At 66.6% G+C, this 20,454-nt stretch carries 16 protein-coding genes; 10 read left to right on the top strand and 6 right to left on the bottom strand.

Annotated features, from left to right (window positions below; genetic code table 11):
• Positions 1-59 precede the first annotated feature (59 nt).
• Both BN1263_RS04590 and uvrA read right to left on the bottom strand, forming a co-directional pair.
• Positions 60-467 carry an acyl-CoA thioesterase gene (locus tag BN1263_RS04590; RefSeq protein ID WP_019659297.1) on the bottom strand — a complete coding sequence of 136 codons (408 nt, stop codon included), beginning with the start codon at positions 465-467 and terminating at the stop codon, positions 60-62.
• Complete coding sequence (uvrA, locus tag BN1263_RS04595) at positions 467-3,457, bottom strand: excinuclease ABC subunit UvrA (RefSeq protein ID WP_058979860.1); 2,991 nt, start codon at positions 3,455-3,457, stop codon at positions 467-469. The genes BN1263_RS04590 and uvrA overlap by 1 nt, the downstream gene beginning before the upstream one ends.
• A 338-nt stretch (positions 3,458-3,795) precedes the next feature.
• On the opposite strand from uvrA, the gene rplU reads away from it, so the two are divergent.
• The 3 genes from rplU to cgtA all read left to right on the top strand — a co-directional run bounded on the left by rplU (position 3,796) and on the right by cgtA (position 5,616).
• Positions 3,796-4,104 carry a 50S ribosomal protein L21 gene (gene rplU, locus BN1263_RS04600; RefSeq protein ID WP_005408557.1) on the top strand — a complete coding sequence of 103 codons (309 nt, stop codon included), beginning with the start codon at positions 3,796-3,798 and terminating at the stop codon, positions 4,102-4,104.
• Positions 4,105-4,122: 18 nt separating this feature from the next.
• The gene (rpmA, locus tag BN1263_RS04605) at positions 4,123-4,386 is read left to right on the top strand and encodes a 50S ribosomal protein L27 (protein ID WP_005408558.1); all 264 of its coding nucleotides are present in this window, start codon (positions 4,123-4,125) and stop codon (positions 4,384-4,386) included.
• 177 nt (positions 4,387-4,563) lie between these two features.
• Positions 4,564-5,616, top strand: a complete 1,053-nt coding sequence (cgtA, locus tag BN1263_RS04610) for an Obg family GTPase CgtA (RefSeq protein ID WP_058979862.1) — start codon at positions 4,564-4,566, stop codon at positions 5,614-5,616.
• 167 nt (positions 5,617-5,783) lie between these two features.
• On the opposite strand, the gene rpsT is transcribed toward cgtA, so the two are convergent.
• Positions 5,784-6,053 carry a 30S ribosomal protein S20 gene (gene rpsT / locus BN1263_RS04615; protein ID WP_005408560.1) on the bottom strand — a complete coding sequence of 90 codons (270 nt, stop codon included), beginning with the start codon at positions 6,051-6,053 and terminating at the stop codon, positions 5,784-5,786.
• Between the two features lie 116 nt (positions 6,054-6,169).
• On the opposite strand from rpsT, the gene murJ reads away from it, so the two are divergent.
• From murJ to BN1263_RS04650, 7 genes are all read left to right on the top strand, one after another.
• A complete protein-coding gene (gene murJ, locus BN1263_RS04620) occupies positions 6,170-7,774 on the top strand; it encodes a murein biosynthesis integral membrane protein MurJ (RefSeq protein ID WP_144435323.1) in 1,605 nt (534 codons plus the stop codon).
• A 75-nt stretch (positions 7,775-7,849) separates the two neighbouring features.
• Positions 7,850-8,797 (top strand): bifunctional riboflavin kinase/FAD synthetase, encoded by a 948-nt coding sequence (locus BN1263_RS04625; protein ID WP_019659293.1) that lies wholly within the window; start codon positions 7,850-7,852, stop codon positions 8,795-8,797.
• Entirely contained in the window at positions 8,794-11,625 is a 2,832-nt protein-coding gene (gene ileS / locus BN1263_RS04630) for an isoleucine--tRNA ligase (protein WP_058979866.1), read from the top strand. The genes BN1263_RS04625 and ileS overlap by 4 nt, the downstream gene beginning before the upstream one ends.
• A complete protein-coding gene (gene lspA / locus BN1263_RS04635; protein ID WP_058979868.1) occupies positions 11,625-12,149 on the top strand; it encodes a signal peptidase II in 525 nt (174 codons plus the stop codon). Before ileS ends, lspA begins: the two co-directional genes overlap by 1 nt.
• A 27-nt stretch (positions 12,150-12,176) precedes the next feature.
• Positions 12,177-13,127 carry a 4-hydroxy-3-methylbut-2-enyl diphosphate reductase gene (gene ispH / locus BN1263_RS04640; protein ID WP_019659291.1) on the top strand — a complete coding sequence of 317 codons (951 nt, stop codon included), beginning with the start codon at positions 12,177-12,179 and terminating at the stop codon, positions 13,125-13,127.
• 184 nt (positions 13,128-13,311) lie between these two features.
• Positions 13,312-15,195, top strand: a complete 1,884-nt coding sequence (locus BN1263_RS04645; RefSeq protein ID WP_058979870.1) for a M61 family metallopeptidase — start codon at positions 13,312-13,314, stop codon at positions 15,193-15,195.
• Complete coding sequence (locus BN1263_RS04650) at positions 15,192-15,881, top strand: lysoplasmalogenase (protein ID WP_058979872.1); 690 nt, start codon at positions 15,192-15,194, stop codon at positions 15,879-15,881. The genes BN1263_RS04645 and BN1263_RS04650 overlap by 4 nt, the downstream gene beginning before the upstream one ends.
• 59 nt (positions 15,882-15,940) lie before the next feature.
• On the opposite strand, the gene BN1263_RS04655 is transcribed toward BN1263_RS04650, so the two are convergent.
• Genes BN1263_RS04655 through BN1263_RS04665 form a run of 3 tightly spaced genes read right to left on the bottom strand, consistent with a single transcriptional unit; the run spans position 15,941 to position 20,444 of the window.
• Complete coding sequence (locus tag BN1263_RS04655; protein WP_058979874.1) at positions 15,941-16,648, bottom strand: hypothetical protein; 708 nt, start codon at positions 16,646-16,648, stop codon at positions 15,941-15,943.
• Positions 16,645-17,601, bottom strand: a complete 957-nt coding sequence (locus tag BN1263_RS04660) for a hypothetical protein (protein WP_058979876.1) — start codon at positions 17,599-17,601, stop codon at positions 16,645-16,647. Before BN1263_RS04660 ends, BN1263_RS04655 begins: the two co-directional genes overlap by 4 nt.
• Positions 17,602-17,648: 47 nt before the next feature.
• Entirely contained in the window at positions 17,649-20,444 is a 2,796-nt protein-coding gene (locus BN1263_RS04665; RefSeq protein WP_058979878.1) for a TonB-dependent receptor plug domain-containing protein, read from the bottom strand.
• Positions 20,445-20,454: the final 10 nt, after the last annotated feature.

Genomic DNA, 20,454 nt, shown 5'->3' on the forward strand with positions numbered 1-20,454 from the left:
GCCGTTGGCCGGCATGCGCGATGCATCTGGAGGTTGCCGGCCAGCGGCCGGCACCACCTTCAGGTGGAAGCGCTGCGGATCGCCTCCGGCAGCGGTGCGCTCCTGCCGGTCTGCGTATCCATCCAGACCACCACCACGTTGCCATCCGAGTACAGCTTCGAGTCGTCCTGCTGGTCGACGATGCGGTGGCCAATGGTCACGCTGCTGTTGCCCAGGCGCTCGACGAACAGCTCGACCAGGATGTCGTTGGGCCACACGATCGGCAGGCGGTAGTTGACGTTGGTCGCGGCCACCACCGGTGCGATGCGGTCGGTCATCGACACGCCTTCCACGCCCAGCATCCAGCGCACGCGCGCTTCCTCCAGGTAGGAAATGTACTTGGCGTTGTTGACGTGGCCCATGCTGTCCATGTCACGCCAGCGCACGCTGATCGGGATGCGGGCCAGGATCTTGTGTTCGCTGCTCATCAGGCGTCCTTCTTCTTGCGGGTCGTCGCGGTCTTGCTGGTCTTGCCGGTGCTCCTGGCAGCCACCGCCTTCTTCGCCGGCTTCTCAGGCTTCAGCTTGCGTGGCGGACGGGCGTCGGGCTTGTTGGCCACCGCAGCCGGTTGCTCCGGGCGCGCGCTGGTGGAGGGCAGCATGCGGGCCAGAAACTGGCCGGTGTACGACTGCGGGCAGGCCGCCACGTCTTCCGGCGTGCCGGTGACCAGGATGGTGCCACCGCGATGCCCGCCTTCCGGGCCCAGATCGACGATCCAGTCGGCGGTCTTGATCACGTCCAGGTTGTGCTCGATCACCACCACCGTGTTGCCCTCGTCGCGCAGCTTGTGCAGCACGCCCAGCAGCGCTTCGATGTCGTGGAAGTGCAGGCCGGTGGTCGGCTCGTCGAGGATGTACAGGGTGCGGCCGGTATCGCGGCGCGACAGTTCCTTGGACAGCTTCACGCGCTGGGCTTCACCACCGGACAGCGTGGTCGCGCTCTGGCCCAGCTTGATGTAGCTCAGGCCCACGTCCACCAGCGTTTCCAGCTTGCGCGCGATCGAAGGCACCGGCTCGAACAGCTTCAGCGCATCCTCGACGGTCATTTCCAGCACGTCGTTGATGTTGAAGCCCTTGTAAAGGATCTCCAGCGTTTCGCGGTTGTAGCGCTTGCCGTGGCAGACATCGCAGGGCACGTACACGTCCGGCAGGAAGTGCATCTCCACCTTGATCAGGCCGTCGCCCTGGCAGGCCTCGCAGCGGCCGCCGCGCACGTTGAAGCTGAAACGGCCCGGCGAATAGCCGCGCGCACGCGCCTCCGGCACCTGTGCGAACAACTCGCGCAGCGGCGTGAACAGGCCGGTGTAGGTGGCCGGGTTCGATCGCGGGGTGCGGCCGATCGGCGACTGGTCGATGTCCACCACCTTGTCGAACAGATCCAGGCCATCAATCTCCCTGTACGGCGCAACCGGGTGCGAGGCACCGTTGATCTCGTTGGCAGCCAGCGAGAACAGGGTATCGTTGATCAGGGTCGACTTGCCCGAGCCGGACACGCCCGTCACGCAGGTCAGCAGGCCCGCCGGAATCGCCAGGTCCACGCCCTTGAGGTTGTTGCCGCTGGCACCGCGCAGGTGCAGCGTCATCTTCGGGTTCGGCGTGTGCCGGCGAGCAGGGATCTCGATCGCGCGCTTGCCGGACAGGTACTGGCCGGTCAGCGAGCGCGGGGTCTCCAGAATGTCCTGCAGGGTGCCCTGGCCGACGATCTCGCCGCCATGCACGCCCGCGCCCGGGCCGATGTCCAGCACGTAGTCGGCCAGGCGGATCGCGTCCTCGTCATGCTCGACCACGATCACCGTGTTGCCCAGGTCGCGCAGGCGGGTGAGGGTGCCCAACAGGCGTTCATTGTCGCGCTGGTGCAGGCCGATCGACGGTTCGTCGAGCACGTACATCACGCCCACCAGGCCGGCGCCGATCTGGCTGGCCAGGCGGATGCGCTGCGCCTCGCCACCGGACAGGGTGTCGGCCTTGCGTTCCAGGGTCAGGTAATCCAGGCCCACATCGACCAGGAAGCCGAGGCGCTCACCGATTTCCTTGACGATCTTCGCGGCGATCTCGCCACGCCAGCCCGGCAGGCTCAGCTCGCTGAAGAACTTCAGCGCCTCGTCGATCGGCAGCACCACCAGCTCCGGCAGTGGGCGGTCGGCCACGAACACGTTGCGTGCCGCCTTGTTCAGGCGCGCGCCGTTGCACTCCGGGCACGGGCGTTCGCTGATGTACTTGGACAGCTCCTCGCGTACCGCCGGCGATTCGGTCTCCTTGTAGCGGCGTTCGAGGTTGGGAATGATGCCTTCGAAGCGGTGCTTGCGCTGGGTGCGGCCGCCGGCTTCGGTGAAGTAGGTGAAGGTGATCGTTTCATCGCCGCTGCCGTACAGCACGGCCTGCTGCACCTTGGCTGACAGGGAGTTCCACGCAGCGTCCACGTCGAACCTGTAGTGCTTGGCCAGCGAGGCGATCAGCTGGAAGTAGTAGGCGTTGCGACGGTCCCAGCCGCGCACCGCACCGGCGGCCAGCGACAGCTCCGGATGCACCACCACCCGCGACGGATCGAAGAACTCGGCCATGCCCAGGCCATCGCAGCCGGGGCACGCACCCATCGGTGCATTGAACGAGAACAGGCGCGGTTCCAGCTCCGGCAGCGAGTAGTCGCAGACCGGGCAGGAGTACTTGGAGGAGAACAGCGTGGGCGAAGCATCGGCGCTGTCCAGGCTCTGCACCGAGGCCATGCCATCGCCCAGCTTGAGCGCCGTTTCAAAGCTCTCGGCCAGGCGCTGCTTGATGTCCTCGCGCGGGCGGAAGCGGTCGATCACCGCCTCGATGGTGTGCTTCTGGCGCAGCGCCAGCGGCGGCACCGCATCGATTTCGTGCAGCTCGCCGTCCACGCGCACACGCACGAAGCCCTGCGCGCGCAGCTGGTCGAAGACCTGTGCGTGTTCGCCCTTGCGGTCACGGATGACCGGGGCCAGCAGCATGTAGCGCTGCTCCGGGTCCAGGGTCAGCACCTGGTCGACCATCTGGCTGACCGTCTGCGCCTCCAGTGGGTAGCCGTGGTCCGGGCAGCGCGGGGTGCCCACGCGTGCGTACAGCAGGCGCAGGTAGTCGTAGATCTCGGTGATGGTGCCGACCGTCGAACGCGGGTTGTGCGAGGTCGACTTCTGCTCGATCGAGATGGCCGGGGACAGGCCTTCGATGTGGTCCAGGTCCGGCTTTTCCATCACGCTCAGGAACTGGCGCGCATAGGCCGACAGCGACTCGACGTAGCGGCGCTGGCCTTCTGCATAGATGGTGTCGAACGCCAGCGAGGACTTGCCCGAACCGGACAGGCCGGTGATCACGATCAGCTTGTCGCGGGGCAGGTCGAGGTCGAGGTTCTTCAGGTTGTGCGTCCGCGCGCCGCGGATGCGGATGAAATCCATCGCCATGGGGGATCCGGTTGTGGGGGCGTTGGCTGGGTGCCGGGCCAGCAGGGAACGGCAATCGGTCAGCCTACCGAGGTGACCAGATGGGGGCAATGGGCGACAATGCCACCCCGGCGTCTCACGTTGTGAGACCGGCCGACAGCTTTGTGTAGGGTCGGGCCATGTGCAGCGGCCTGGACCGCGAACCGTTCAGCCGTGCATGGCTCGGCCTGCAGGGCCGGGCCCGTGGGTCGTTCAGGGGTTGACTTGACCCGCGCCCGCTGATCTGCGTACAATCCCGCTCCTGTCCGCCCTCGATGGCGGCAGTTCAGACCACAATAACTACAGAGGAAGGCCTGGTCATGTACGCAGTACTGGTCACCGGCGGTAAGCAATACCGCGTGGCGCAGGGCGAAAAGCTCCGCATTGAAAAGCTCGAAGTCGAAGTCGGCAGCGAGATCAAGTTCGACAACATCCTGATGCTGGGTGACAGCGATGGCGTGAAGCTGGGCGATGCGCTGAAGGGCGCTGCCGTCACCGCCAAGGTCCTGTCCCAGGGTCGTGCTGACAAGGTGCGGATCATCAAGTTCCGTCGCCGCAAGCACCACATGAAGCGTCAGGGTCACCGTCAGTACTACACCGAAATCGAGATCACCGGCATCGCCGGCTAAGTATCAGGAGAAGCAGTCATGGCACATAAAAAGGGCGTAGGCTCCTCGCGCAACGGTCGCGACTCCAACCCGAAGTACCTGGGCGTCAAGATCTTCGGCGGCCAGGCCATCGAAGCCGGCAACATCATCGTGCGTCAGCGCGGCACCCAGTTCCACCCGGGCACCGGCGTTGGCCTGGGCCGTGACCACACCCTGTTCGCCCTCGTGGACGGCAAGGTGGAGTTCTCGGTCAAGGGCGCCAAGAAGCGCCGCACCGTCAGCATCGTCTCGGCCGACGCCTGATCCAGGCATCGCCGGCACCCGTGCCCCGGCATGGGAGTGCTGCATGAAGAGCCCCGCTTCGGCGGGGCTTTTCGTTAGAGTTGAAGCAAGACCGGCTGGGCCGGGTTACCGGCCCGCGGCCGGCATGACATTCAAGGTGGCGGCCAGCAGGCCGCGCCCATCGCAGGCATCGAAACAATGAAACTGGTAGACGAAGCAGAAATCGAAGTGTTCGCCGGCAACGGCGGCAACGGCTGCATTGGCTTCCGTCGCGAGAAGTTCATTCCGCTCGGCGGCCCGGACGGCGGCGACGGCGGTGCGGGCGGCAGCGTTTACATCCGCGCCGACGAAAACCTGAACACCCTGGTCGACTTCCGCCATGAGCGCATCTTCAAGGCGCAGCGTGGCGAGAACGGCATGGGCCGCCAGGCCTATGGCAAGGGCGGCGAAGACCTGACCATCACCGTGCCGGTCGGCACCGTGGTCATCAACGTTGCCACCGATGAAGTCATCGGCGACCTGACCCGGCACGGCGACCGCCTGCTGGTGGCCAAGGGCGGCCGCGGTGGCCTGGGCAACATGCACTTCAAGAGCTCGACCAATCGCTCGCCGCGCCAGGCGCTGCCGGGCGAGCCGGGTGAGGAGCGCACGCTGAAGCTGGAGCTGAAGCTGCTGGCCGACGTCGGCCTGCTGGGCTTCCCCAATGCCGGCAAGAGCACCCTGATCCGTGCCGTTTCGGCTGCAACGCCGAAGGTGGCCGATTACCCGTTCACCACGCTGTACCCGAACCTGGGCGTGGTGAAGGTGGAGAACCACCGCAGCTTCGTGATCGCCGACATTCCGGGCCTGATCGAAGGCGCGGCGGATGGTGCCGGCCTGGGTGCGCAGTTCCTGCGCCACCTGCAGCGTACCCGCCTGTTGCTGCACCTGGTGGACATCTCGCCGATGGAAGGCGGCGTGGAAGGCATTTCGCCGGTGGAGCAGGTGCGTGCGATCGAACGCGAGCTGGAGAAGCACGATCCGGAGCTGCTGAACAAGCCGCGCTGGCTGGTGCTGAACAAGGCTGACCTGATGTTCGAGGACGAGGCGCAGGCCGCGGCCGAGCAGATCGTCGCCGAACTGGGCTGGAAGGAGCCGTGGTTCCTGGTCTCCGCGCTGGGTCGCGAAGGTACCTTCCCGATCATGAGCCGGATCATGGCGTTCTTCGATCGCCAGAAGGAAGAAGAGCAGGAAGCCCGCGACGCGCAGTAATGCCGTTGTGGTTCCATGCGAAAAACCCGGCTTCGGCCGGGTTTTTTATTTGGTAGTGCCGGCCGCGCGGCTCCGCGGATCGCCCGGACCGCAGGCAACAAAAAACCCGGCCGAGGCCGGGCTTTTGTCTGCAGCCCAACCCCGGAGGGCAGGGCGGCAACGCCGGATCAGGCGGCCTTGAGGGCCTTGATGCGGTCGTTCAGGCGGCTCTTGTGGCGAGCAGCCTTGTTCTTGTGGATCAGGCCACGCGCGCTGAAGCGATCCAGGATCGGCTGGGCAACGGCGAAGGCGGCTTCGGCGCCGGCGGCATCGTTGGCGTCCAGCGCCTTGATCACTTTCTTGACAGCGGTGCGCAGCATCGAGCGCTGAGCCACGTTGCGCGCGTTGCGCACGACGGTCTGCTTGGCGCGCTTCTTGGCGGACTTGATATTGGCCACGGTGGTGGTTTCCTGAAAAATCGGTGTTATGGGAACAGCAAGCTAGCTAGTATGATGGCGTAAGAAATGCACGTCAAGTCGATTGTCAAGAGGGACGCTGAGTGAGTTCACCCAAGTTGTTGCGGGGCCTGCTGTCGTTCAGCAGCATGACCATGGTCTCGCGCGTTCTCGGACTTGTCCGGGACTTCGTGGTGACCACCACGTTCGGCACCAACGCCATCACTGATGCTTTCTGGGTCGCCTTCAGGGTACCCAATTTCCTGCGGCGTTTGTTCGCCGAGGGCTCGTTTGCCACCGCTTTCGTGCCCGTGTTCACGGAAGTGAAGGAAACCCGCAGCCACGCCGAACTGCGCGAACTGATGGCGCGCACCGCCGGCACCCTGGGCGGGGTGCTGATGCTGGTCACCGCACTGGCCCTGATCTTCGCGCCGCAGCTGGCCTCGGTCTTCTCCAGTGGCGTTGATACCGACCCGGTCAAGCAGGGCCTGCTGGTCGACCTGTTCCGCCTGACCTTCCCGTTCCTGCTGTTCGTCTCGCTGACCGCACTGGCCGGCGGTGCGCTGAACAGCTTCCAGCGCTTCGCGATGCCGGCGCTGACCCCGGTCATTCTCAACCTGTGCATGATCGCCGGTGCGCTGTGGCTGGCGCCGCGGCTGGGCGGCACGCCGGAAAAGCAGATCCTGGCGCTGGGCTGGGCGGTGCTGGCGGCCGGCATCCTGCAGTTGCTGTTCCAGCTGCCCTCGCTGAAGGGCATCAACCTGCTGACCCTGCCGCGCTGGGGCTGGAGCCATCCGGGCGTGCGCAAGGTGATGACGCTGATGGTGCCGACCCTGTTCGGTTCCTCTGTGGCGCAGATCAACCTGCTGCTGGACACGGTGATCGCGGCCAAGCTGACCGATGGCTCGCAGTCCTGGCTGTCGCTGGCCGACCGCTTCCTGGAGCTGCCGCTGGGCGTGTTCGGCGTGGCGCTGGGCACGGTGATCCTGCCGGCGCTGGCCCGCCATCACGTCAGTACCGACCGCGAGGGCTTCTCGCGCTCGTTGGACTGGGGCCTGCGCATGACCCTGCTGATCTCGGTGCCGGCCATGCTGGGCCTGCTGCTGCTGGCCGAGCCGCTGATCGCGACCATCTTCCAGCACGGCCAGTTCAGTGCCTTCGATACCCGCATGACCGCGTTGTCGGTGTACGGCCTGAGCTTCGGCCTGCCGGCATTCGCCCTGCTGAAGGTGGTACTGCCGGCTTTCTACGCCCGCCAGGACACCAAGACGCCGGTGCGCGCGGGTGTGGCCGCGCTGGTGGCCAACATGGTGTTCAACTTCGCCCTTCTGGCGGTGTTGTACCAGGTGATGGTGCCGGACGAGCTGAAGGCGCAGGGCGTGATGGCGGCCATCGGCAAGCAGCCGGGCCTGCACCTGGCGCTGGGCATTGCCAGTGCGCTGTCCAGTTACCTGAACCTGGGCCTGCTCTGGTACTGGCTGGGCAAGACCGATGTCTACCGCCGCCGGCCGGGCTGGGCTGGCTATCTGCTGCGGCTGCTGCTGGCCTGCGCGGCCATGGTCGGGGTGCTGCTGGCCCTGCTGCACTGGCTGCCAGGCTTCTCGGCGATGACTGTGTGGGAGCGGATCGGCGCCCTGGCGCTGCTGGTCGGTGGCGGTGGCGCGACCTACACGGTTGCCATGGTGGCGATGGGCTTCCGCCCGCGCGACCTGCGTGGGCATTGATCGTGCGCCGTGACGGCTATACTTCAGGGTTACACCATTGAAGCGGCGGCCCCGGTCGGGCCGGAACGAGAGTTGATGAGCAGGCTGTTCAGAAGCGTGGAGGGCGGGGCGCTGTTCCCCAACGGAAGCGTGGTCTGTATCGGTGCATTTGACGGCCTCCACCTGGGCCATCGTGCGCTGGTGCGCCACGCGGTTGCCCGCGCGCGCGCCTTGGGCGTGGCCGCAGTGGCCGTGGCATTCGAGCCGCTGCCGCGTGAATTCTTTTCCCAGGGCACGCCGCCACCGCGGCTGACCCTGGCCCGCAGCAAGGTCGAGATCCTGCGCGAGCTCGGTGTGGATGCGATTGGACTGTTGCGTTTCGACGCGGCGATGGCAGCGATGCCGGCCGAGGATTTCGTCCACCGGCTGCTGGCCCACCGCCTGGGCGCACGCGAAGTGTGGATCGGCCCGGAGTTCTGCTTCGGCAACCGCCGCCGTGGCGACCTGGCCCTGCTGCAGAAGATGGGTGCTGCACTGGGCTTCACCGCGGGCGAGATCGAAGCGGTGGATCTGCATGGCGAGCGCATTTCCAGCACCCGCATCCGCCAGCTGCTGCAGCAGGGCGACTTCGCCCGTGCCAACGACCTGCTGGGCCGTCCATACGCGATCAGCGGCCGGGTGGTGCGCGGTCGACAGCTTGGCCGTACGCTGGGTTTCCCCACCGCCAACCTGCGGTTCCCGAAGACGCCGGCGCTGTCGGGTATCTACGCGACCTGGGTGCATGGTGTGTTCGACCAACCGTGGCCATCGGTGTCCAGCTTCGGCACGCGGCCGACGGTGGAGGGCGTGGAGCCGCTGCTGGAAGCCCACCTGTTCGATTTCCAGGGTGACCTGTACGGTCGCCACATCGACGTGGAATTCGTCGCCAAGCTGCGCGACGAAGAGAAGTTCAATGATCTGGCGGCGCTGACCGACCAGATGCACCGCGACGCCGAACAGGCGCGCGCCATCCTTTCCGAACATAGATTGCGAGCCACTGCGTGAGCCAGGACTACAAGACCACCCTGAACCTGCCAGCCACCGAATTCCCGATGCGCGGCGACCTGCCCAAGCGCGAGCCGGGCATTCTGGCGCGGTGGGAAGCGCAGGGGCTCTACCAGCAGCTGCGCGACAACGCCGCCGGCCGCCCGCTGTTCGTGCTGCACGACGGCCCCCCGTACGCCAACGGCCGCATCCACCTGGGCCACGCGGTCAACAAGATCCTGAAGGACATCATCGTCAAGTCGCGCTACCTGGCCGGCTTCGATGCGCCCTATGTGCCGGGCTGGGACTGCCATGGCCTGCCGATCGAGATCGCGGTGGAAAAGAAGTGGGGCAAGGTCGGCACCAAGCTCGACGCCGTCGAATTCCGCCAGAAGTGCCGCGAGTTCGCCGAAGAGCAGATCAATATCCAGCGCGTGGACTTCAAGCGGCTGGGCGTGACCGGTGACTGGGACAACCCGTACAAGACCCTGAGCTTCGACTTCGAGGCCAACGAGATCCGTGCGCTGTCCAAGGTCGTGGCCAACGGCCACCTGGTGCGCGGCGCCAAGCCGGTGTACTGGTGCTTCGACTGTGGCTCGGCGCTGGCCGAGGCCGAGATCGAGTACCAGGAAAAGGAATCGCCGGCGATCGACGTGGCCTACGCCGCACGCGATGCGCAGGCCATCGGCCAGGCGTTCGGCGTGAGCGTGCCGGCCGACGTGGAAGTGGCCGTACCGATCTGGACCACTACCCCGTGGACGCTGCCGGCCTCGCTGGCGGTGTCGCTGGGCGCGGAGATCCGGTACGTGCTGGCCGAAGGCCCGGCGCACAACGGCAAGCGCCGTTGGCTGGTGCTGGCTGCGGCGCTGGCCGAGCGCGCGCTGCAGCGCTATGGCGTCGAAAACGTGGTGCTGCACGGTGAAACCACCGGTGCGGCGCTGGAGAACCAGCTGCTGGCGCACCCGTTCTACCCGGAGCGCGAGATCCTGGTGCTCAACGGCGACCACGTCTCCGACGAGGACGGTACCGGTGCGGTGCACACCGCCCCCGGCCACGGCCAGGAAGACTTCGTGGTCAGCCAGAAGTACGGCCTGCTGGACAAGTACAACGCCGGGCAGGTGACCCCGATCGACGGCCGTGGCGTGTACCTGGAATCGACCCCGCCGGCCGGTGAGGTGGTGCTGGCCGGCCAGCACCTGTGGAAGGCGCAGGAGGCCATCGTCGGCGTGCTGCGCGACAACGGTTCGCTGCTGGCGTTCCATCCGATCCGCCACAGCTACCCGCACTGCTGGCGCCACAAGACGCCGGTGGTGTTCCGCGCCACCCCGCAGTGGTTCATCTCGATGGACAAGGCCAACCTGCGCAACGATGCGCTGGCCGCCATCGACACCGTCGGCTGGTTCCCGACCTGGGGCAAGGCGCGCATCCAGAGCATGGTCGACGGCCGCCCGGACTGGACCATCTCCCGCCAGCGCACCTGGGGCGTGCCGATCGCACTGTTCACCCACCGGCAGACCGGCGAGATCCATCCGCGTTCGGTGGAGCTGATGCAGCAGGTCGCCGACCGCGTGGAAGCCGAGGGCATCGACGTGTGGTACTCGCTGGACGCCGCCGAACTGCTCGGCGCCGAAGCGACCGACTACGAGAAAGTCACCGACATCCTCGACGTCTGGTTCGATTCGGGCGTGACCCATGAAGGCGTGCTTGCCGCGCGTGGCTTCGGCAAGCCGGCCGACCTGTACCTGGAAGGCTCCGACCAGCATCGCGGCTGGTTCCAGTCCTCGCTGCTGACCGGGGTGGCGATCGACAAGCGCGCGCCGTACAAGCAGTGCCTGACCCACGGCTTCACCGTGGACGAGCACGGCCGCAAGATGTCCAAGTCGCTGGGCAACGGCATCGAGCCGCAGGACATCATGAACAAGCTGGGCGCGGACATACTGCGCCTGTGGATCGCCTCGGCCGACTACAGCAACGAGATGTCGCTGTCGCAGGAGATCCTGAAGCGCAATGCCGATGCCTACCGCCGCCTGCGCAACACCGCACGCTTCCTGCTCGGCAACCTGGACGGCTTCGACCCGGCCCAGCACCTGCGTCCGCTCGACCAGATGGTCGCGCTGGACCGCTGGATCGTGCATCGCGCGTGGGAGCTGCAGGAGAAGATCAAGGCAGCCTACGACGGCTACAACATGGCCGAGATCGTGCAGCTGCTGCTGAACTTCTGCAGCGTGGACCTGGGCTCGCTGTACCTGGACGTGACCAAGGATCGCCTGTACACGATGCCGACGGATTCGCACGGTCGCCGTTCGGCACAGAGCGCGATGTACCACATCGCCGAAGCGTTCACCCGCTGGGTCGCGCCGATCCTGACCTTCACCGCCGACGAGCTGTGGGGCTACCTGCCGGGCGAACGCGCCGGCCACGTGCTGTTCACCACCTGGTACGACGGCCTGGCGCCGCTGCCGGCCGATGCCCAGCTCAACGCCGCCGACTTCGACCAGCTGCTGGCCGTGCGCGAACAGGTGGCCAAGGTGCTCGAGCCGATGCGGGCAAACGGCGCGATCGGTGCCGCACTGGAAGCGGAGATCACCATTGCCGCCAGCGAGGAGCAGGCCGCGCGCTGGCAGCCGCTGGCCGATGAACTGCGTTTCCTTTTCATCAGTGGCGACGTGCAGGTGCGCCCGGCGACCACCGACGAGGTGTTCGTCAGTGCCCAGCCGACCAGCAAGGCCAAGTGCGTGCGCTGCTGGCACCACCGCGCCGACGTCGGCAGCAACGCCGACCATCCGGAACTGTGCGGCCGCTGCGTGAGCAACGTGACCGGCGCCGGCGAAGTGCGGAGCTGGTTCTGATGGCCGCGTCCCGTCCGCATCCGAACGCGCTGGTCTGGCTGCTGCTGTCGGTGGCCATCATCGGCCTGGACCAGTGGTCCAAGGCCTGGGTGCTGTCCAGCCTCCCGGAGTTCCAGCCGGTGGTGGTCATCGACGGCTTCTGGAACTGGTACCGCACCTATAACACCGGCGCGGCATTCAGTTTCCTGAGCGACGCCGGTGGTTGGCAGAAGTACTTCTTCACTGCACTGGCTATCGCCATCAGCGGCCTGATGGCCTGGTGGCTGCGCGGCACCGCCCGTGGCAACTGGAAGGCCGCGGTGCCGTATGCACTGATCATCGGCGGCGCCATCGGCAACGTGATCGACCGCCAGGTGCACGGTCACGTGGTCGATTTCATCCAGTGGTACGTGGGCAGCTACACCTGGCCCTCGTTCAACATCGCCGATTCGGCCATTGTGGTGGGTGCCATCGGCATCGCCCTGTTTGGCCTGTTCGACGGCAAGTCCGCCAAAAAGGCGGATAATGCCAACCCGAAACCGTAAGCCGGCCGCTGCCGGGAGATTGAACTGATGGATGTGCTGCTCGCCAACCCGCGTGGTTTCTGTGCCGGTGTCGATCGTGCGATCGAGATCGTCAAGCGCGCGATCGAAACGCTGGGCGCGCCCATCTATGTCCGCCATGAAGTGGTGCACAACCGCTTCGTGGTCGACGACCTGAAGCAGCGCGGCGCGATCTTCGTCGAAGAGCTCGACGAGGTTCCGGACAACAATACGGTGATCTTCAGTGCCCATGGCGTGTCCCAGGCGGTGCGCCAGGAAGCCGAGCGTCGTGGCCTGAAGGTGTTCGACGCCACCTGCCCGCTGGTGACCAAGGTCCACTTCGAAGTTGCCCGCCACTGCCGCGCTGGCCGTGACGTGGTGCTGATCGGCCACGCCGGTCACCCGGAAGTGGAGGGCACCATGGGCCAGTGGAACCGCGAAGCCGGTACCGGGCAGATCTACCTGGTGGAGGATGTCGAGCAGGTTGCGACGCTGCAGATCAACCAGCCGGACAACTTCGCCTACACCACCCAGACCACGCTGTCGGTGGATGACACGCGCGGCATCATCGATGCGCTGCGCGAGCGGTTCCCGGCGATGCAGGGCCCGAAGAACGACGACATCTGCTACGCCACGCAGAACCGCCAGGACGCCGTACGCGATCTGGCCAAGCGCTGCGACCTGGTGCTGGTGGTCGGCTCGCCGAACAGCTCCAATTCCAACCGCCTGAGCGAACTGGCCCGCCGCGAAGGCGTGGAGTCGTACCTGATCGACGGTGCGCACGAGATCGACCCGGCGTGGGTGGCGGGCAAGCAGCACATCGGCGTGACCGCTGGCGCCTCGGCGCCGCAGGTGCTGGTCGACGGCGTGCTGGCACGCCTGGCCGAGCTGGGTGCCAGTGGCGTGTCCGAGCTGGACGGCGAGCCGGAATCGATGGTGTTCGCGCTGCCGAAGGAACTGCGCCTGCGCCTGGTCGACTGACCGGGAAAGGCCTCATCCACGCATGGCGTGGATCTACTGCACCGGGCCAGTGTGTGCCGGTACAGCGCGCATTGCCCAGTAGATCCACGCCACGCGTGGATAAGCACATCCATGACCTTTGGCCATGGGGCCCGCCATCGCACAGGCCTAGCATCGGAGGATTCTCCGATGCTGGAAGTTGCCGATGAAGACCCGTGCCCTGGCGATGTCGTTGCTGTTCGCGTTGGCCGCCACGCCCGCGCTGGCGCAGGCCTCGCCATCGGGTGATGCCGCAGCCCCCGGCCTGCTGCGCATCGATGTGGATGCACGTGACCTTGCCCGTCGCATCTTCAAGGTGACCGCCACCGTGCCGGTCAAGCCCGGTCCGGTCACCCTGCTGTACCCGCAGTGGATTCCCGGCAACCATTCGCCCACCGGCCCGATCGACAAGCTGGCCGGCCTGCGCGTGACCGCCAACGGCAAGCCGCTGGCCTGGCAGCGCGACCAGTACAACGTCTATGCGTTCAAGGTGGACGTGCCCGAGGGCGTCAGCGAGATCGTCGCCCACTTCGATTTCCTGTCCTCGCAGGGCGGGAGCCAGGGGCGGGTGGTGATGACCCCGGAAATGCTCAACCTGCAGTGGAACGCCAATTCGCTGTATCCGGCCGGCGTAGATGCGCGCAACCTGCAGGCGCAGGCCAGCGTGACCCTGCCCAAGGGCTGGTCGTTTGCCACGGCGCTGGAAACCGCGCGCCGCGACGGCGATACCGTGGTGTTCAAGCCGATCTCGTATGACCATCTGGTCGATTCGCCGTTGTTTGCCGGCGAGCACTACCAGCGCATCGATCTCGATCCGGGCGCGAAGGTGCCGGTGCACCTCAATGTGTTTGCCGACGAAGCCAAGTCGCTGAAGCCGACCGACGCGCAGATCACGATGCACCGCGCGCTGGTGCAGCAGGCCGACAGGCTCTATGGCGTGCGTCACTACAACCATTATGAATTCCTGCTGGCCTTGACCGATCGTCTTGGCGGCATCGGCCTGGAGCATCACCGCTCCAGCGAGAACAGCGCCGACCCGGGTTACTTCACCGAGTGGGACAGCAACGCGTGGATGCGCGATCTGCTGCCGCACGAGTACACCCATTCCTGGAACGGCAAGTACCGTCGCGGTGCCGACCTGGCCACCGCCAATTTCAACGTGCCGATGGGCGACAGCCTGCTGTGGGTGTACGAGGGCCAGACCCAGTTCTGGGGGCAGGTGCTGGCGGCACGCTCGGGGTTGTGGTCGGCTGCGCAGGCGCGCGACATGCTGGCCAATGTGGCCGCGACCTATGACCGTGGCCGCCCGGGCCTGGCCTGGCGTCCGCTGCAGGACACCACCAACGACCCGACCATCGCCCAGCGTCGCACGCTGCCGTATCGCAACTACCAGATGAGCGAAGACTACTACTCCGGCGGCCAGATGCTGTGGCTGGAAGTGGAAGGCAAGCTGCGCGAACTGAGTGGCAACCGCCGCAGCCTGGATGACTTCGCGCGCGCCTTCTTCGGCGTCGGCAATGGCGACTGGGACGTCAACCCGTACACCTTCGACGACGTGGTCGCGACCTTGAACGGCATCGCGCCGTACGACTGGGCGACGTTCCTGCGCGGGCGCCTGGACGGCCACGGCGCGTTGACCGGTGGCCTGGAGCTGGCGGGCTGGAAGCTGGTCTACCGCGATACGCCGAACGATGCCTACAAGGCGCAGGAGAAGCGCGCCAAGGCCGCATTGCTGGCGTACTCGCTGGGTGCGACGGTGCTCGACAACGGTACGGTCGGCGACGTGATCTGGGACAGCCCGGCCTTCAACGCCGGCCTGGCGCCTGGCATGAAGGTGATTGCCGTTGGCGGCCGCGAGTACAGCAGCCAGCGCTTGAAGGACGCGGTGGCGGCGGCTGCGAAGGACAAGTCGCCGATCGTGCTGCTGGTGAAGCAGTTCGATCGGATCGACACGATGAACATCGACTACCACGGTGGCCTGCAGTACCCGGTGCTGGAGCGCATTGCCGGCAAGCCTGACCGCCTTGCGGAGCTGTGGAAGCCACGATGAAGCCGCGCGCCCGCGATGGCGTGATCCTGCTGATGGCGATCCTGGCCATCGTCGGCACGTTCCTGCACGGTGACGGGCGCTGGCTGCACTGGCTGGCGAAGCCGGCGACCACGCTGCTGATCGCTGCCATCGCCTGGCGGGTGCGTGATCCTGCGCAGCCGACCTACCGGCGCGCGGTGCTGGCCGGCATGCTGCTGTCGTGCGTGGGTGACATCGCGCTGATGCTGCCGATGGACGCGTTCGTACCGGGGCTGGTGGCGTTCCTGCTGGCGCACCTCTGCTACATCGTGGCCTTCCGCGACGGCCTGCGTGCCGGACGTGGCCTGCTCGCCGCCAGCGTCCTGCTGGCGACGTTTGCTGTGCTCAACGTACTTGGCCTGTGGCCGCACCTGCCCGCACCGATGCGCATTCCGGTGCTGGCGTATGTGGTGGTGCTGGCCTCGATGGCGGTGCTGGCACTGGCACGCCAGTGGCGCCGGCCACAGCCGGCTGCCGTGGAAGCCCGAAGCGCCCGCTGGGCCGCGGCAGGTGCAGTGCTGTTCGTGGCCAGCGATTCACTGCTGGCCTGGGACCGCTTCGCCGGCGGTCTGCCGCTGGCCAGCGCGCTGGTGCTGTCCACGTACTACGCTGCGCAGTACGCCTTCGCCCGCTCGGTGAAACAGCAAAAAGGGGACGGAGGGGATTAAGTCGCAATCCGCACCAAGGCACATACGACTTAATCCCCTCCGTCGCCTTTTTGTGCGGCCTATCGGCGGTTCACGCCGCGCAGGGTGCCCTGCGCATCGAACTGCAGGCGCACGGATTCGCGGTCACCGGCCACTTCGTCCGGCAGCCACACCAGCTTGCCGCCCTTGCGCACGATCACATACACGTGGCCGACTTCGGATGCGGGGTTCTGCAGGGCATTGCGCTGTACCTGCAGCGCCTGCGCCACACGCGGTACTGCCTCGAAATCAATGTTGGCCAGAGGTGTGCTGCTGCGCTGTAGGCTGATGGTGGGGGCGAACTGTTGTGGGTTCACTGGATTGCCCTTGCGCCACTGGCCGTGCTCGAAGTGGTAGCTGTCCACGTGCGTTGGTTGCTGGGGGTTGACGAGGTCCAGGTTGATGCGGCCATCGTCGTAGAAGTGGATGCTGTGGAACACCGTCAACCGGTGCCCGGCCAGTGCAGGCATCTGTTCCAGTGCCTGGCGGGCGGCCAGCAGGTAGTCCGCATCGAACAACCGGTTGCTGCGTTCGGGAACCGGCATTGATCGCGGTTCGGGAATCGGGGCGAGCGAAGCGGGCCTCTCGCGCGATGGCGGCATGGTGATCGGCGCGGTCGCGCGGTCAGCCTGCACCGAATGCCCCAGTGTTTCGCCTATCGTCTGCAGCGCACCACCGGCAACGGCGGCGCCAGCCAGCACCAGCAGCACGGCGGAAAATACCACGGGTGTGGAAGGCGGCCGCTTCATACAGCCTCCAGGCGCACATTGCTGCGGTCATCCGGGTCGTACAGCAGCGTGACCTGCTCGCGTGGAACGTTGGCCAGCTCGATCAACGGGATGAAGCGGCGCACGCTCACCTGCTGTATGCCACCTTCTCGGTCGGTATATTCCAGCTGGAACTCCACCTGCGGCTGTTCGTTGAGGTAGGTGCCGGTCTGGCGCACCTTCAATACCCGGGCCTCCACACCGATGCCGCGATACTTCAGCGCGTCTCCGCGGGCATCGGCGTGCAGCAGGCGGCCGAGCAGGCGCAGGACCAGGGCGTAGCCGCACAACACCAGCGGGCACACCAGCAGTGGGTGGCCGAAGGTCAGGAAGGTCCAGCCCAGGCCCTCGCTCTGCAGCCGATAGGCCCACACATAGGCAGCGGCAACGGCTGCGATGCCGAGTGCTGCACCGATGCCGCGTCGCCACAGGCTGGCGACATTCAGTTCGGGCTGGGCACCGTCCAGTACCACGTTCGGGAACGCGCCCGGCACCCGGCTCAGGCGTGCATCGATGTGCCTGCCGACGCCGAAGCGCTGCAGTTGCGGCTTGCTGTCGACTACCAGCAGCTGTTCGCGGATCGGCGTGCCGGACAGGTTCTTGAAGGACAGCTGCAGTTTCCATTGCGCGAAGCCACGCACCTGCACGCCGGTCTGTTCAGCGTGTTCGATCAGCGCATCGCGTGGTTCGCCATCGGCGAGGATCGAGCGAACGCGATGCAGGGCGCGTGGTGGGCCGAGCAGCAGGAAATGCAGGAACGCGAACAGCAGAGCGAGCCATGCAGCGAGCGACAGTGCCAGCAGCAACAGTGCCAGCCACGGTGCACTGCGATCAGCCAGCGCCACCGGCCACGAGGTGCCGAAATAGAGAATGCAGGGGAAGGGCAACGCGAAGAACAGCAGGAACGCGCCCCAGAACCAGAGATAGGCCTTCATGGGGGGAGGTGGCAGACCGGTGGAACAGGCCGCGTAGGTTACTACGCTCAGCGGAACTGCAGGGTAAGCAGGTAGTAGCGGCCGAGCGGATCATCCAGCCCCGGCATCTGCCCGCCATTGCCGACCAGGTAGTTCACCGGTTGCGTGTCGAGCACGTTGTGCACGTCCAGCGCCGCGACGACGCGCGGGCCGAGGCGGCGTGCCAGGTGCAGGTTCCAGCGCAGCTGGCGCGGATTCATGCAGTGGTTCTGTTCGGCCTGATCCTGCGGGCATTCGGCCCCCGGCAGCCAGGCACGGGTGCGACCGACCTGGTTGCCGCGCAGGGCGACGTCCCAGTTGCTGTTCTGCCATTGCGCGTTCAACACCGCAGCCAGCTCGGGTGTCACATGGCCGCGCAGGTCCACGGCGGCCCCGTGGTCACGGCGCCGACGCAGTTCCTGCTGCTTCAGCGCATCGAGTGAGAACAACCATTGGCCGTTGCTGCCGCTGTCGATGCGGTATTCGCCACGCAGGACCCAGTTGCGGGAGGTGGTGCGGCCGATGTTGTCGAACGACAGCCGCAGGCTGCTCAGGTAGCCGTCGTCATCCAGCTCCCAGGTGCTGCGATTCCACACCGCATCGCTTGGCTGCAGGGCGAGGATCTCGTTGCGCAGTTCCACGATGTTGTGGGTCAGCGACAACGAAAACGTGTCGTTGGGTGTCCATGTGCCGGCCAGCGAATGGCTGCGCGATCGCTCGGCCTTCAGTGCATCGTTCTCAACCACGTTGGCCGTGACGCTGCAGCCGCCACTGGCCGTGGCCATTGCACATTCAGGAAGGGCACTGGACACCGGAAGCGTGATCGACCCGAAGTAGCCCGGGGGGCGCCGTTGCTCGAACAGGCTCGGCGCACGGTAGCCGCGTCCGCTGGCCAGCAGGAACGACCAGTGAGGCGTCGGGGTCCAGCGCAGTCCGGCACGTGGCGAGAACGCCATGAAGCCGTCGTCGCGGTCCCAGCGTGCGGCGAGGTCCGCGCGCAGCGTGGGTGCCAGTGGCAGGCCCAGCTCGGTATAGACACCGCTGCTTTGCCGCGACAGGCGGCGTTGCTGCTGCGGCAAACCCAATGCAAGGTCGCCCTGGCTCAGCAGCGCATCCGGATGCGAGGTCCAGCGCTCATGGCGCAGGTCTATGCCGGTCGCCAGTTGCGCATTGCCCCCGGCCATCGCCATCAGCTCACGCTGCACGCCCCACCAGCCCTGCCACTGTGCAGTGCTGCCGCGGTTGCGGATGGATGGGAACAGCGCGTCCATATCGGCTGCCGGCGGCGCGTCGAAGCCGGGAATGAACCTGCGTGCCTGCGTTGCTTCAAGCAGCAGCGCCGTGCGCACCGTGCCTGCCGTGGACAAGGTGACTTCGCTGCGCTGCGCACTGATGCCGGCTTCCCAGCTGCGCCGGCCCTGGTCACGTCCGATGCCGAAGGTGACGTCCGTATCGGTGGCGCGGACCTTGGGACGCACGTTGCCGGCCTCACGCAGCACACTGTTGAAGGTGATGCCCCGCGACACCACCGCAACGGCGGTCGGGCCCAGGTCGAAGCGCTGGCGGTTGTGACTGGCCCGCACCTCGGCATAGGCATAGCGTCCCTCACCCCGTTCGTGCCGGTAGCGCAGGTAGGCCGACGCGGTATCCGAGGCCGGTTGCAGCGAACGCGGCCGGGCGCTGTCGAACCAGCAGCCGTCCTCGCGCCGCTCCAGGGGCGGCTCGCAGCGCCGCGCGGGCACGTACCAGTTGCCCAGGATCGCGCCGATCGGATACAGCGAGGTTTCCGCATGCCAGTCACGCTGGTCACCGGCGACATGCTCGACACGGTGCAGATCGAGACCGGCAAACCAGCGGTCTCCGTTGCCACGCGCGCCGCCCGTGGCGGCCTGCAGGCGGTACTGGCCCGCGTCGCCACGGCTGCTGAGTCCGGTCTGCAGCATGGCTTCGGGCCCATCGGCCTGGTCGCGCAGGATGATGTTGACCACGCCGGACATGGCATCGGCGCCATAGATGGCCGAGGCACCGCCGCGTACCAGTTCGATGCGGTCGACGAAGCTCAGCGGAATGCCGCCGAGGTCGGTCAGCCCACCCTGTTCCAGCGACACCATCGGATAGCGCGGCAGGCGCCGGCCATTGACCAGGAACAGCGTCGCCCGCGGTCCCATGCCATCGAGGCTGGTGGTGGCCGCTGCACCCACCGGCAGGTACTGCGAATCGCCGCCGCGCGAGGTGCTCATGGCAGGATGGCCGTTCATGCCAGGCAGGTGCCGCAGCAGGTCGAACAGGTTGCCGTAGCCACTGCGCAGGATGTCGTCACGATCAATGGTGGTGACCGGCAGCGTGGTCTGCACCGAAGAGCGCGGCAGCCGGCTGCCGGTGACGTGGATAGGAGCCAGTTCCACCTGGTGCGGCGTGTCGGCGGACCTGGGAGGCGGGCGCGGCAGACGCGGGGCGGTGACCGCTGCTGGCGGCTTGGCAGGCTCGGCATGGACCCGCCGCACGACAAAAGCACCCGAGGACGTGCGCAGGATGTTCACCGGCAGGCCGGCAACCAGTTGCTTCAGCGAAACCCCGGTATCGCGCTGGCCACGGGTGCCATCGGTGCGCAGACCCTCCAGTTCACGTGCGTCGAACAGCAGGGCGGTGCCACTCTGCCGGGCCCATTGCTGCAGTGCCGGTACCAGTGGGCCGGCGCCCACGTCGATCGCCAGCGTGCCCGCGGGCGTGCCGGCATCGGCCATCGGTACTGCGGCAACGCCCAGGGCAAGGCATAGCAGGGCCCGGAGCAGCCCCCACTGCAGCGCACCCGGACCTGCCTTCACTGCCGGTCTC

This window comes from Stenotrophomonas thermophila (genome assembly GCF_001499715.1).
Taxonomy (GTDB): Bacteria; Pseudomonadota; Gammaproteobacteria; order Xanthomonadales; family Xanthomonadaceae; genus Stenotrophomonas; species Stenotrophomonas hibiscicola.

Coding starts and splice junctions, on each gene's coding strand:
- BN1263_RS04590 (WP_019659297.1), bottom strand. CDS start 467: ATGAGCAGCGAACACAAGATCCTGGCCCGCATCCCGATCAGCGTGCGC.
- uvrA (WP_058979860.1), bottom strand. CDS start 3,457: ATGGCGATGGATTTCATCCGCATCCGCGGCGCGCGGACGCACAACCTG.
- rplU (WP_005408557.1), top strand. CDS start 3,796: ATGTACGCAGTACTGGTCACCGGCGGTAAGCAATACCGCGTGGCGCAG.
- rpmA (WP_005408558.1), top strand. CDS start 4,123: ATGGCACATAAAAAGGGCGTAGGCTCCTCGCGCAACGGTCGCGACTCC.
- cgtA (WP_058979862.1), top strand. CDS start 4,564: ATGAAACTGGTAGACGAAGCAGAAATCGAAGTGTTCGCCGGCAACGGC.
- BN1263_RS04625 (WP_019659293.1), top strand. CDS start 7,850: ATGAGCAGGCTGTTCAGAAGCGTGGAGGGCGGGGCGCTGTTCCCCAAC.
- lspA (WP_058979868.1), top strand. CDS start 11,625: ATGGCCGCGTCCCGTCCGCATCCGAACGCGCTGGTCTGGCTGCTGCTG.
- ispH (WP_019659291.1), top strand. CDS start 12,177: ATGGATGTGCTGCTCGCCAACCCGCGTGGTTTCTGTGCCGGTGTCGAT.
- BN1263_RS04645 (WP_058979870.1), top strand. CDS start 13,312: ATGAAGACCCGTGCCCTGGCGATGTCGTTGCTGTTCGCGTTGGCCGCC.
- BN1263_RS04650 (WP_058979872.1), top strand. CDS start 15,192: ATGAAGCCGCGCGCCCGCGATGGCGTGATCCTGCTGATGGCGATCCTG.
- BN1263_RS04655 (WP_058979874.1), bottom strand. CDS start 16,648: ATGAAGCGGCCGCCTTCCACACCCGTGGTATTTTCCGCCGTGCTGCTG.
- BN1263_RS04660 (WP_058979876.1), bottom strand. CDS start 17,601: ATGAAGGCCTATCTCTGGTTCTGGGGCGCGTTCCTGCTGTTCTTCGCG.